This is a genomic window from Novosphingobium organovorum (assembly GCF_022832435.1).
GTDB classification, from domain to species: domain Bacteria; phylum Pseudomonadota; class Alphaproteobacteria; order Sphingomonadales; family Sphingomonadaceae; genus Novosphingobium; species Novosphingobium organovorum.
The window spans coordinates 1-11,994 of the sequence record NZ_JALHLF010000110.1; the positions used below are offsets into that span (position 1 = coordinate 1).

General features: G+C 68.1%; 11 protein-coding genes. 7 read left to right on the forward strand and 4 right to left on the reverse strand.

Annotation, left to right across the window (positions count from 1 at the left end):
• Positions 1-226 precede the first annotated feature (226 nt).
• From MTR62_RS17725 to MTR62_RS17740, 4 genes are all read right to left on the reverse strand, one after another.
• Positions 227-946, reverse strand: a complete 720-nt coding sequence (locus MTR62_RS17725; RefSeq protein WP_244023417.1) for a M23 family metallopeptidase — start codon at positions 944-946, stop codon at positions 227-229.
• Positions 947-1,099: 153 nt separating this feature from the next.
• Positions 1,100-1,930: a ferritin-like domain-containing protein gene (locus tag MTR62_RS17730; protein ID WP_244023419.1), complete on the reverse strand. Its 831-nt coding sequence runs from the start codon at positions 1,928-1,930 to the stop codon at positions 1,100-1,102.
• Positions 1,931-1,938: 8 nt separating this feature from the next.
• A complete protein-coding gene (locus MTR62_RS17735) occupies positions 1,939-2,412 on the reverse strand; it encodes a peroxiredoxin (RefSeq protein ID WP_244023438.1) in 474 nt (157 codons plus the stop codon).
• Positions 2,413-2,417: 5 nt separating this feature from the next.
• A complete protein-coding gene (locus MTR62_RS17740) occupies positions 2,418-5,150 on the reverse strand; it encodes a bifunctional [glutamine synthetase] adenylyltransferase/[glutamine synthetase]-adenylyl-L-tyrosine phosphorylase (RefSeq protein WP_244023421.1) in 2,733 nt (910 codons plus the stop codon).
• 356 nt (positions 5,151-5,506) lie between these two features.
• Between MTR62_RS17740 and MTR62_RS17745 the strand changes: the two genes are divergently transcribed.
• From MTR62_RS17745 to MTR62_RS17775, 7 genes are all read left to right on the forward strand, one after another.
• On the forward strand, positions 5,507-7,153 hold the full coding sequence (locus MTR62_RS17745; RefSeq protein ID WP_407672704.1) for a M28 family metallopeptidase: 1,647 nt from the start codon (positions 5,507-5,509) through the stop codon (positions 7,151-7,153).
• 61 nt (positions 7,154-7,214) lie between these two features.
• Entirely contained in the window at positions 7,215-8,198 is a 984-nt protein-coding gene (locus MTR62_RS17750) for an agmatine deiminase family protein (protein WP_244023425.1), read from the forward strand.
• Positions 8,199-8,392: 194 nt separating this feature from the next.
• Positions 8,393-8,521: a DUF2476 domain-containing protein gene (locus MTR62_RS17755; protein WP_244023427.1), complete on the forward strand. Its 129-nt coding sequence runs from the start codon at positions 8,393-8,395 to the stop codon at positions 8,519-8,521.
• Between the two features lie 205 nt (positions 8,522-8,726).
• On the forward strand, positions 8,727-8,945 hold the full coding sequence (locus MTR62_RS17760; RefSeq protein WP_244023430.1) for a hypothetical protein: 219 nt from the start codon (positions 8,727-8,729) through the stop codon (positions 8,943-8,945).
• Complete coding sequence (locus MTR62_RS17765; protein WP_244023432.1) at positions 8,942-9,829, forward strand: bestrophin family protein; 888 nt, start codon at positions 8,942-8,944, stop codon at positions 9,827-9,829. Before MTR62_RS17760 ends, MTR62_RS17765 begins: the two co-directional genes overlap by 4 nt.
• 139 nt (positions 9,830-9,968) lie before the next feature.
• Positions 9,969-10,304: a hypothetical protein gene (locus MTR62_RS17770; protein WP_244023434.1), complete on the forward strand. Its 336-nt coding sequence runs from the start codon at positions 9,969-9,971 to the stop codon at positions 10,302-10,304.
• Between the two features lie 189 nt (positions 10,305-10,493).
• Entirely contained in the window at positions 10,494-11,666 is a 1,173-nt protein-coding gene (locus tag MTR62_RS17775; protein ID WP_244023436.1) for an MlaA family lipoprotein, read from the forward strand.
• Positions 11,667-11,994 lie beyond the last annotated feature (328 nt).

The following is an 11,994-nucleotide window of genomic DNA, read 5'->3' on the forward strand; positions in this document are numbered from 1 at the left end:
GAGCGCGGAGCCTGCTGCGCCGCTGGGACGGCGCGGCGGCGCGGCGGTGTTCGCCCGGCTGGGCTGATCCTTGCGGGGTGCGGATGGCGTGACAAGATGAAGCGGCACAGAAAAAAGGCGGCTTTGCGAGCCGCCTTTTTTCTGTGCCGTGGCAAGCCCGTTCCATCGGGTGTCCGGCGCCTGTGGCCTGTCGGCCGATGGAATGCGGGAAGGGTAAGGGCGCGGATCAGCTGCCCTGCGGACCCGAAGCGTCGGTCTTGGCGGCAAAACCGGCCTGCATGTAGGGGATCGGGTTCACGGCAACACCGTCGACGCGCACTTCATAGTGCAGGTGCGGGCCGGTCGAGCGGCCGGTGGTGCCCACGAAGCCGATCAGGTCGCCCTTGTGGACGGTCTGGCCTTCGGCCACGTTGAGGCGCGACAGGTGACCGTACCGGGTTTCGAGCGAACCGCCGTGTTCGATCTCGATGAACAGGCCGTAGGAGCTGAAGGGGGCCGCGCGGGCGACGACGCCATCGGCCGGAGCGTAGACCGGGGTGCCGGTCGGTGCGGCAAGATCGATGCCCTTGTGGCCGATGCGGCGGCCCAGGATCGGGTGTTCGCGCATGCCGAAACTGCTGGTCATGACGTAGTGGTCAAGCGGGTTGCGCGACGGGATCGAGACCGGGGCGATCAGGTCCGAGCTGCCGGCAACCGCCTTGGGGCGGGCGGCGGCCAGGCCGGTTTCCTCATAGGTCTGCCACGAGCTGAACAGGGTGCGGAACTGCTCGTCCTCGCCGCCGGTGGCCGACTGGGTGGCGGTCTGCGCGGCGCGCAGCGGGGCGGCGATATCGGCCGATGCGGCGGCCGAATTGGCCAGCGCCGGGTGAGCGGCGATGGATGCGCCCGCGATGATGGCAACACCGGCAAATGCGCGGATGTTGGCGAAAACTCTCGTAACGACCACTCGCAATACCTTGCTATTCGCCCCGAACGTGCGGCTCGGGACGCTTGAACCCATCGTTCGCGTGTCCAATCCGATTGGCCGCGAAATCCTGTTTTGGAGATGGTCGGAACCCCCCGCCGTCTCACAGGTTCAAGTTATGACCGGGTTCGTTAATCAAACAAGAGCGGCGTAGAAATCCCGCGATAAACCGGCAGCCGAGCGCGCTGAGTCGTTGAACGGTGGCTTAACGGTTCCTCGGAAATGGCGGGAAACCAGCATTTTCCAGAGATTCGCCGGATCTTCGTTACGGCGTTTCGCCTCATCGTCGAAATGAATTGCTCCGAAACGGACGTGGCGAATCTCATCGTCAAGGATTCGTTTGAGGATCGCCGCGCCGCGTGCGTCGCCCGCCGCCTTAACCCTGTCGTGGGTGGCGGGGGTCACGTCCAGCGCGCGGGCCTCAAGCACCATCGGGACCACCGCCAGCCGCGCCGCGACGTCGAGCCGGGTGGCGTGCGCGGCGTCCCACAGCCCGCCGTGCGCGGGCAGCGCGCCGTAATGGCTGCCCATTGTGGAAAGGTGCCTTTCGATGAGCGCGTAGTGCATCGCCTCGTCGGCCGCGACCGAGAGGAAATCGCTGACGAACCCCGGACCCATCTGGCCCCCGAAGCGCCCGGCCATGTCGAGCGCGAGGTCGATCGCGATGAATTCGATATGCGCGAGCGAATGCCACAGCGCGATCCGGCTGCGCTCGGACCCGGCCTTGCGCCGGCGCGGCATGTCGCGCGGCGAAAGCAGTTCGGGGCGCTCGGGCCGGCCGGGCATGGCGGGCATTGTGGTGTCGAACACGAAGGCGAGTCGGCCCAGCCGCCAGTCGCGCGCGACCTGGCGGGTCTTCATCGCCTTGGCACGCGGATCGCTCTCCTCGAGCGCGGCGCGAATGGCGCGCGCGACCGAGGGCCGGGCAGCGCGAGCGGGCATCGAAACGGACATGGTATCGGGCATCGCGGGGGTCAGAGCGCCTTGGCGGCCTCCAGCACGGCCTCGGCGTGGCCCTTGACCTTCACCTTGTCCCACACCTTCGCGATCGTGCCGTCGGGGCCGATGAGGTAGGTGGTGCGCACCATGCCCATGTAGGTGCGGCCGTAGTTCTGCTTTTCGGTCCAGATACCGAGCGCGTCGGACAGGCCGTTTTCCTCGGCATCGCTGGCGAGCGGGGCGGTGAGCGCGTGCTTGGCGATGAAGTTCTGGTGCTTCTTGGCCGAATCCTTGCTCACCCCCAGGAGCGCGGTGCCGGCCGCGGCGAACTGGTCCTTCAGCCCCGAAAAATCGATGTTCTCGGTGGTGCAACCGGGGGTGTTGTCCTTGGGGTAGAAGAACACCACGAGCTTTTGCCCGGCAAAGTCGGAGACTTTCACGCTACCGCCGTCGGGGGTTTCGAGCGCGATGTCGGGAAAGGCGTCGCCGGGGCCGGGGCGGTCGGTCATGGTCATCAGATCTCCAGGTCTTCAGCAAAGGTCGCGCGCCAGGCGGCGGCGACACTGCGGCGCGCTGCGAGGAGCGCGGATTCGAGTTCGGTTGCGTCCCCATAGCCGCAGGCGCGCTGCAAGGCCATGCACGCCGGAGCGCCGGGCACCTGGCCATCGGGGGCCAGCAGCCGCCCGGCGATCAGCAGGCGGGTGAGCGTGTCGTGCGCGGTGGCAAGGCTTTGCGGGAGGAGCCCTTCGCGTTCGAGCGCCGCGATCGCCTCGGCCAGATCGGGCTCGAGCCCCTTGCCGCTCGAGAGCTGGTGGAAGTGGACGAGAAATTCGAGATCGACCAGCCCGCCGCGGGTAAGCTTGACGTCGAGCGGTCCTTTGGCTGCCTTGTGCTGCGCCATGCGCGTGCGCATTTCGAGCACGTCGCGCGCCAGCGTGGCGGGGTCGCGCGGACGGGTGAGGATCGCGGCGATTTCGGCTTCGACCTGCGCGCGCGCCGCATCCGATCCGAACAGCACCCGCGCGCGGGCCAGTGCCATGTGCTCCCAGGTCCAGGCGTCCTCGTTCTGGTAGCGGGCAAAACTCGCAATCGTGGCGGCGGGCGGTCCCTGCTCGCCCGAGGGGCGCAGGCGCGTGTCGACTTCGTAGAGCGCGCCTTCCGCCGTGGGGACCGACAGCGCGGCGATCGCGCGCTTGGACAGGCGGTTGTAGTAAAGCGTCGCGCCAAGCGGCCGCGCGCCGTCCGATTCGGCCTGGAAATCGCCGGTGAACAGGTAAATGAGGTCGAGGTCCGAGGCGTGGGTGAGCACCCCGCCGCCGAACCGGCCGAGCCCGAGCACGACCAGTTCGCTGTCCGGAACGCGGCCGTGCTTGTCCTCGAATTCGGCGATCGCGGCACGGGTCAGCACGGTGTGCGCGGCTTCGGCCACGCGCGCCAGGCCCCGCCCGATCGCGAGCGGATCGTTGGCCCCCTCGATCAGCTGGACGCCGAGCCGGAAGCGCATCTCGCTGACCTTGCGGCGCACCGCATCGAGCATGCGTTCGTAGTCGCTGCCGGGCTCGAAGCGGGACAGCTCGGCGATGAGGCCGGGCACGTCGCCGGGCAGTTCGAAGGCGCTGGCATCGATCAGCGGGTCGAGCAGGTCGGCCCGCCGCGCCAGCGCATCGGCAAGCGGCGGGGCGAGGCTGAGGATGTCGACCAGCTGGCCGATCAGCGCCGGGCGCGCTTCGAGCAGGCGAAACAGGTTGATGGCGCTGTGCAGGTTGCCCAGCAGCTGCTCCCAGCGCGCCAGCGCGCGTTCGGGATCGGGCGCGCGGGCGAGAGCGGCCATCAGGTCAGGGCGGACCGCCTCGAACGCGGCGCGCGCCGCTTCCGAGCGCAGCGCGCGCATGCGGCCCGACAGCCAGCCCTCGATCCGGCGGGCGAGCGCTGGGGGATCGGCAAAGCCGAGCGCGGCGAGTTCCTCGGGCAGGCTGGCCTGCGAAGGCTCGGGCACTGGGTGGCTGCCACCTGTGGGCGTGTTGGCCATGACCAGCGCGTCGTAGCGTTCGCCGACCTCGGCGGTGATCGCGGTCACTTGCGCGATCAGCGCCGCGCCATCGGCGAGACCGTCGAGCCGGGCCACCGCGTCGAGCGCGTCGGGGTCTTCGGGCAGTGTATGGGTCTGGTGGTCGTGCGCCATCTGCAGGCGGTGCTCGATCGTGCGCAGCCGGTCGTAGCTTTCGCCCAGCAGGTGCGCGTCCTCGGGTGGCACGAGCCCGGCCTTGGCCAGCGCGTCGAGCGTCTCGCGCGTGCCGCGCAGGCGTAGCGCGGGGTTGCGTCCGCCGTGGATCAGCTGGTGGGTCTGGGCGTAGAACTCGATCTCGCGGATGCCGCCGCGCCCCTTCTTGAGGTTGAAGCCGGGGCCGACCGTCCCCGTTCCGCGCGCGCTGGCGCGGATCTGGCGGGTGAGCCGCCCGATTTCGGCGATCGCCCCGAAGTCGAGGCTCTTGCGCCACACGAAGGGGCGGATCGCGGCCAGGAACTGCTCGCCCGCCGCAATGTCCCCGGCGCAGGCGCGCGCGCGGATGAAGGCGGCGCGTTCCCAGGCGAGCGCGGAGCTTTCGTAATGGGTCAGCGCCGCGCCGATCGAGATCGCCAGCGGGCTGACCTCGGAGGCCGGGCGCAGCCGCAGGTCGACGCGAAAGACGTAGCCTTCCTCGTTCACCCGCGACAGCGTTTCGACCACCGCGCGCGCCACGCGCTGCGCCGCCTCGCCCGGATCGTCGCGCTCGCGCCGGGGCAGGGCCTGCGGGTCGAACAGCAGGATCGGGTCGATGTCCGAGCTGTAGTTGAGTTCGCGCGCGCCATGCTTGCCGAGCGCGAGGGCGAGGAAACCGGCCGGATCGGCCTCGGGCACGCGGCGGCGGATGCCTTCGGCGATGGCCGCATCGAGCGCGCGGTCGGCAAAGGCGGACAGTTCGCGCGTGACCTGGAGCAGCGGGAAACCACCCGCCAGGTCCCCGATGGCGAGCGTGAGGGCCAGCGCCTGCCGCTCGCGCCGCAGCGCCGAGCCGACCGAGGACGCACCGTCCCCGGCCGTGCGCGCCATCGCCATCGCCCCGGCCGCATCCCCGGCCGCCAGCACTTCGGCAAGATCGGGGCGCGCCGCGACGAGCTGCGCCAGAAACGGCGCGTGGGTGCGGGCGCGGGTGAGCGCGTTGGCCCAGTCCTCTCCGGCGCGGCTCTTGCCTGCGTGCATGGTCATGCCCTGTGTCCTGCCGGGTTGTGTGGGCAAGGACAAGCGGCTTGGCGCGTTTTTGCAGGGCCGGGGCAAGGCGGTCTTCAAACGCCCCTCCCGCTTGCGGGAGGGGTTGGGGGTGGGTCTTGCTGTCCGCGCGCCCCGCCCTCTTGTCGCGCCGCTTCGGCTCTGGCAGGTCTGCCGACAATCTGCGGGCAAGGTGCCGGTCGGGCGCGGCGTTTCGCAGAACGCATTTTCAGAACAACATTTCCAGAACAACAGGGGCGTTCCTCTTGAAAACCCGAGTCCTTCTCCTCGCCGCGCTGGGCCTGTCGGTCAGCGGCCTTTCGGCCTGCGCCACCAGCGACTACGCCGGACCCAAGATGCCCAAGGGCACCGCGCTGCCTCCGCCCGAGATGCAGGCCGAAAAGGCGCCCGACATTTCGGTGCCGCTGATGAAGGAAGTGACCAAGACGCTCGCCTCCGACGCGTTCGAGGGGCGCGCGCCGTCGACCGCGGTCGAACCCAAGGTGCTTGACTACATCATCGCGCAGTTCAAGGCGGCCGGGCTCCAGCCGGGCAACCACGGCCAGTGGCTCCAGCCGGTTCCCACGGTGGAGATCACCGCGACCGATCCCACCGCGCTTACCGTCCAGGGCAAGGGCACTTCGCAAAGCTTCGCTTTTGGTAACGATTACGTCGCCGCGAGCTACCGCGTGACGCCGCAGACGCGGGTCAAGGACAGCCCGCTGGTCTTCGTGGGCTATGGCATCGACGCGCCCGAACTGGGCTGGAACGATTACGCCGGGCTCGACATGAAGGGCAAGACCGCGGTCATCCTGGTCAACGACCCCGACTACGCCAACAGCGATGAAAGCGGCCTCTTCAAGGGCCGGCGCATGACCTACTACGGGCGCTGGACCTACAAGTTCGAGGAAGCCGCGCGCCATGGCGCGACCGCCGCGCTGATCATCCACGATACCTTCCCCGCCGCCTACGGCTGGAACGTCGTCAACTCGAGCTGGACCGGCGCGCAGTATTATGTGCAGAGCGCCGATGACGGCGCGAGCCAGACGATGGCCAACGGCTGGGTCCAGAAGCCGGTCGCCGAAGCGATCCTCAAGGCCGCCGGGCAGGATTTGGCGAGCCTGAGCGCCGCGGCGAAGCAAAAGGGCTTCAAGGCGGTTCCGCTGGGCCTTTCGGTGAGCTTCGGTTTCGACAACGAAATCCGCAAGTCGGCCTCGAACAACGTCGTCGGCATCCTTCCGGGCAAGACCCGTCCCGACGAATACGTGCTCTATTCCGGCCACTGGGATCACCTGGGCCACTGCACCCCGGACAAGACCGGCGATGGCATCTGCAACGGCGCGGTCGACAACGCGACCGGGGTTGCCGCGCTCGCCGCGCTGGCCAAGGCCAACGCCGAGGCGGGGCCGGCCGATCGCAGCCAGGTGTTCCTGGCCGTCACGCTTGAAGAATCGGGCCTGCTCGGCTCGGAATACTATGCCGCCAACCCGATCTTTCCGCTCGACCACACCGTGGGCGGGGTGAACATGGACGCGCTGCTGCCCGCGCCGCGTTCGCGCAGCTACGCGATGACCGGGGGCGACAAGTCCGACCTCACCAGCCTGTTTCGCGATGCGCTGAGCGATGAAGGGCTCAAGGAAGTGCCCGAGGACCACGCCGAGCGTGGCGGGTACTACCGTTCGGACCACTTCTCCTTCGCCAAGCGTGGCGTGCCGATGTTCAGCGTCGATCGCAGCACCGACCTGTTCGACGGCGGCACCGCGGCGGGCGACACGATCGCGCAGGACTACGTCGACAACCACTACCACGCCCCGTCGGACGAATATTCGCCCGACTGGAACTGGGATGGCATTGTCGAGGACGTCACGCTCTTCTATCGGCTCGGCCGCGATCTGGCGGATTCGACCTTCTGGCCCAACTGGCACAAGGACGATGAATTCCGGGCCGTGCGCGACAAGACCTGCGCGGCGGCCACGGGTGGCTGCCACGTCGACCATCCCTGAGGCGATGCGGGCCGCGCTTTCGGCGCGGCCTGCCGTCCTGACAAGAAGACCCGAGACCACGATGACGTATGCTCTCCCGCCCGAATGGCACCCGCAGGACTGGATCTGGATCGGCTTTCCGCACGATCCGGTCGAATGGCCCGGCTTCCTCGAGGCCGCGCAGGTTCAGATGGCGCAGTTCGCCAGCGTGGTGGCTGAAAACGGGCAGGAGGTCCGCCTCATCGTGCGCGACGAGGTGAACCGCGCGCGCGCGGCGTCGCTCGTCTCGGAAAAGGTCACGCTTGAAGTGCGCCGCTATGGCGATGTCTGGCTGCGCGACACCGGCCCGCTGGTCACCATGGATGATCGCGGCGCGCGCAAGGCGATGCGCTTTGGCTTCAACGGCTGGGGCGGCAAATACCTGATGGATGGCGACCAGGAAATCGGTGCCGAACTGGCGCGCGACGCGGGCCTTGCGGTTCAGCAGGCCGACTGGGTGCTGGAAGGTGGCGCGCTCGACGGCGATGGCACCGGGCTCGTCGCGACGACCGAGCAGTGCCTGCTCAACCCCAACCGCAACCCGCAACTGACCCGCGCCGACCTCGAGATGCGCCTTGCGCGCGATCTGGGCTATTCGCGCGTGCTGTGGCTGGGGGATGGGCTCATCAACGACCATACCGATGGCCATGTCGACAATCTGGCGCGCTTCGTTGCCCCCAACGTGCTGGCGCTGCCGCGCGCGACCGGGGCGGATGATCCCAACGCCGCGATCTACGCCGACGCCAAAGCCCGCGCCGAGGCGATGGGCGTGACGGTGGCCGAAGTGCCCTCACCGGGCCGGGTCGAGACCGATGGCCGGATCGAACCGGCAAGCTACATGAACTTCGCGATCACGTCGAAGCTCGTCGTGGTGCCGATCTACGGCACCGCGCACGACGAGGACGGCGTTGCCGCGATCGCCGAACTCTTCCCCGATCGCGATACGGTGGGCGTGATGGCCGATGCGGTGCTGGCCGGGGGTGGCTCGTTCCACTGCTCGAGCCAGCAGATGCCCGCGCAGGGCTAAGCGAGGAGGGGAGGGGGCTGGCCATCCCTGCCCCACCCTGGCCCCCCCTGGCCCCTCCCGCGAGCGGGAGGGGAGATAGGGCGAAGGCGCCTGGCAAACCGCAGCCGATATCGTGGCGCTAACTGTGGCGCTAACTGTGGCTGGGCCCTCGCTTCTTAACGCTTTGACAAGCACTGCGGGCGCATATCCGGGCGATGGTCGATTCCCTCGTTCCTTCCTGGCGCGCCCTGGCCGCGGTCGATGCCTTCGACGTGCTGCGTTCGCTCATTGTGGCGGGTTGCGCTCTGGCGCTGATTCTGGCGGGCGTTGATTTGAGCCTTTGACGGCCTTTAAACCTTTCGAAAAGCGCTGGTGTTTCAAGGTCGCGGTCGATTGCCGTCGGTGGCAGCCTGCCGTTTGGCGCGCATGACGCACCGCACAACGCGCCTGCCGCGTCGCAGCAAAACTTCGTTGCAATTCGAAGATGCAAACGTAATCAAGCCTCCCCAATTTCCTCTCCATCCCCCAACGACCTGGAAAGGAACGACGATGCGGCAATTCAGCGAAGCGGAAAGCGCGACCGAGCGCGAGAACCTCATCGGCAATTTTCTGCTGTTCGGCTTCGGCTGTGCGGTGCTCGCCTTCTTCGTCACCGTCGACCGGGTCGACTGGCTGTCGATCCGTCCGGCCACGGGCTCCTCGGCGGCCATGGCCCAGGCGGCGTCCCCCGCCGCGTCGATCGCCAAGGGAGCCGACCAGAAGCGATGATCGTCACCTCCGCCCCCCGGCCCGCGCGCATCGTCCGCCAGATCTGGAAGCCGCTGGCGCTGCTCTTCGTGTGGGACGTCATTGTCACGGTTACCTATTTCCTGCTGCCTTTCGAGGCGCCCGAGCTGCCGGTCACGCTGTTCGGCTCGGCGCTGGCGCTGTTCCTGGGGTTTCGCAGCAATTCAGCCTACAGCCGCTGGTGGGAAGGCCGCCAGCTGTGGGGGCTGATGATCAACGCCAGCCGCAACATCGCGCGTGCGGCGCGCAATTTCCTGCCCGATCCCGAAGGTGCCGACTACAAACGCCGGATCGTCCTGCGCCAGATTGCCTACGTCAACGCGCTGCGCTGCCAGTTGCGCCGCCAGAAACCCGACGACGAGGTGATCCGCCTGCTCCCCAAGCATGAGGCCGACCTTGCCCTGCAGCGGGTGAACGTGGCCAACGGCATTCTCGACGGCACCGGGCGCCGCATCGACGAGGCGCGCCGCGCTGGCTGGATCGACACCATCCAGCAGGCGCAGATGGAGGCCGTGCTGGTCGACATCGCCAACGCGCAAGGGGGGATGGAGCGGCTCAAGAACACGCCCTTGCCGCACCAGTATCGCTGGCTGCCCACGGTGTTCACCCACATGTTCTGCATCCTGCTGCCGATCGGGCTGGTCGAGACCTTGCAGTTCGCCACCCCGCTGGGCTCGACGCTGGCCGGGCTGATGTTCCTGGCGGTGCTGACCATCGGTGATGAACTGGTCGATCCTTTCGCCAACACCGTGCATGACCTGCCGCTCAACCAGATGTGCCGCACGATCGAGATCGATCTGCTGCAATGTATCGGCGAAGACGCGCCCGAGCCCCTGAAGCCGGGCAAGGATGGCGTCTTGTGGTGACACAGGGCCTTGCTGCGGCGGCCGACCGGCTTTGGCCAGGGGGCTGAGGGCCAGCGGGCCGAGGGTCAGGGGCCGGGCGGTGTTGCCCGAGCATGCCAAGGGCGTTCCCATCGGCGCGCCGTTGCGCTAGGGGCGGGCGATGGCAAGAGCAGATCGTCTCGAACGCATGGACCGGCGCCGCGAGGACGCCGAGAGCGAATACCGCGAGGCGCTGATCGCCGCGCTCAAGGTCACTGCAGCGGGGCAATGGGGGCTGTTCGGTCACACCCGCGACAAGACCCATGCGGCCAAGGCCGCGCCGCTCCTCGCCCCGCTTGAAGAGCTGGCCGAGGAGATCGAGGGCCTGCGTGAGCGGCTGGACCTTGAACCTTTCGCGCTCCATGCCGAATTTCTCGCGCAGCGCGGTCCGGTCAACGCCCACGCGGTGGGCGAGCCCAAACAGGCCCAGGCCTGGCTTGAAAAGCTGCAAAGCTGAGGCAACATGTGCCTGCTATCGGCCCAAAGCGTCCGGACTGCGATTGACCCGGACGCCAAACGGGCATAGCCGCAAAGCTAAGCCTGCTGCCTTTTTCGCCTCCCTGGACGGCGTAAGAGCGATGGTCATGGTACTTCTGCACGGCGGCCCGGACGATTCGCTCCAGGGCTGGCTGACAAGGACAACGCAATGAGTTTGACGGCCGTCGCTGCCGCCTTGATGTTCGGTTCGGCGCTTTCCCAGACCGCGCCTGACATCGGCGCGGACGCTCCCGTTGCCCAGACCGCGCCGGCGGATACGGGGACTGCGGATTCGGGCTCCGCGGATTCAGGCCCTTCGGATCCGGCGGCGAGGATCGCGGTGTCGCGCGGCGCCGTCGCCACGCCGTCGGCCGCTAATCCGATCGCGATCCAGGGGCTGCCCGAGGCCCCGGTCTATTTCGGTGCGGCGGCCGAGCCGGTCAGCGCGCCATCGCCAGCTCCCGGCGCCATTGGCGATCTGGGCGATGCCTCCAACCAGGCGGCGGACGGCGCGATGGGGGGCTCGGACGATGGCGGCAACGAGATCCTCGTCCTGCGCCGCAAGCCCGCGCCGCCGGGCGATCCGCTCGAACGGCTCAACGAGAAGTCCTTCGTCGCGGTCCAGGCGGTCGACGAGGCGGTGATCGAGCCGGTGACCAAGGCCTTCAACAAGACCGTGCCCAGCCCGGTGCGCCAGGGCCTGCGCAACTTCTTCAACAATCTGGGCGAACCGGTGAACTTCGTCGCCTTCCTGCTGGAGCTCAAGCCGGGCAAGGCGATGGAGACGGCGGGGCGCTTTGCCATCAACACCACGCTTGGCGTGGGCGGGGTGATGGACATCGCCAAGCGCAAGCCCTTCCACCTGCCCTACCGCGCCAATGGTCTGGCCGACGTTCTGGGGTACTATGGCGTGGGGCCGGGCCCGTACATGTACCTACCGCTGATCGGGCCGACGACGCTGCGCGACATCATCGGCGACACGGTGGACAACCTCGCCTCGCCCACGCTGCTGGGCAAGCCCTTCTCCAAGCCCGAAGTGGTGATCGGCATGACGGTGGTCAGCCAACTGGGCGAACGCGCGGCCTTCGACAGCGAAATCAACCGCATTCGCGAGTCGGATAACCCCTACGCGACCTACCGCGAACTCTACCTGCACCAGCGCAAGGCCGAGATCGAGGCGCTCCACGGCCGCACCCTGCCCGACGTCGTACCGGTCTACGGCCCCGGTATGCCGACCGCGGGCAGCAAGGCAGACAAGGCCCGAAAGGCGCAGGCCGCCGAAGCCGGCAGCGCCCCGGACGCCGGGCTGCAAGCCAGTCCGGACGTCACGCCAAGGCCCTGACACACGCCGATCCGCCGTGCCCTGCTCTGGTGACGGCAACGAGACGGATGCCGATGGCTACCCTCCCTCGCAATCCGCCCCTTGCGCACTTCCCTTTGCTGGAATCGTTCCACAGGAAAGGAGCGCGCAAGGCGCAATCCCATCCGGCAACGAAGCGGCCCGCCCCCGCCCGCCGTGGCCGCGCAACCGCTCCACGCGCGCGGAGGCATGTGAAGCGATGGGCAGCCAGCCTGACTACACCATTGCATGTCTGGTGATCGGTTCGGGGCCGGTAGGCGACCGACCTCTGTGGATGGCTCCCGCGTTGCAAGTACAAATTGACGCATTG

Coding starts and splice junctions, on each gene's coding strand:
- MTR62_RS17740 (WP_244023421.1), bottom strand. CDS start 5,150: ATGACCATGCACGCAGGCAAGAGCCGCGCCGGAGAGGACTGGGCCAAC.
- MTR62_RS17745 (WP_407672704.1), top strand. CDS start 5,507: ATGCCCAAGGGCACCGCGCTGCCTCCGCCCGAGATGCAGGCCGAAAAG.
- MTR62_RS17765 (WP_244023432.1), top strand. CDS start 8,942: ATGATCGTCACCTCCGCCCCCCGGCCCGCGCGCATCGTCCGCCAGATC.
- MTR62_RS17730 (WP_244023419.1), bottom strand. CDS start 1,930: ATGCCCGATACCATGTCCGTTTCGATGCCCGCTCGCGCTGCCCGGCCC.
- MTR62_RS17760 (WP_244023430.1), top strand. CDS start 8,727: ATGCGGCAATTCAGCGAAGCGGAAAGCGCGACCGAGCGCGAGAACCTC.
- MTR62_RS17735 (WP_244023438.1), bottom strand. CDS start 2,412: ATGACCGACCGCCCCGGCCCCGGCGACGCCTTTCCCGACATCGCGCTC.
- MTR62_RS17750 (WP_244023425.1), top strand. CDS start 7,215: ATGACGTATGCTCTCCCGCCCGAATGGCACCCGCAGGACTGGATCTGG.
- MTR62_RS17755 (WP_244023427.1), top strand. CDS start 8,393: ATGGTCGATTCCCTCGTTCCTTCCTGGCGCGCCCTGGCCGCGGTCGAT.
- MTR62_RS17775 (WP_244023436.1), top strand. CDS start 10,494: ATGAGTTTGACGGCCGTCGCTGCCGCCTTGATGTTCGGTTCGGCGCTT.
- MTR62_RS17770 (WP_244023434.1), top strand. CDS start 9,969: ATGGCAAGAGCAGATCGTCTCGAACGCATGGACCGGCGCCGCGAGGAC.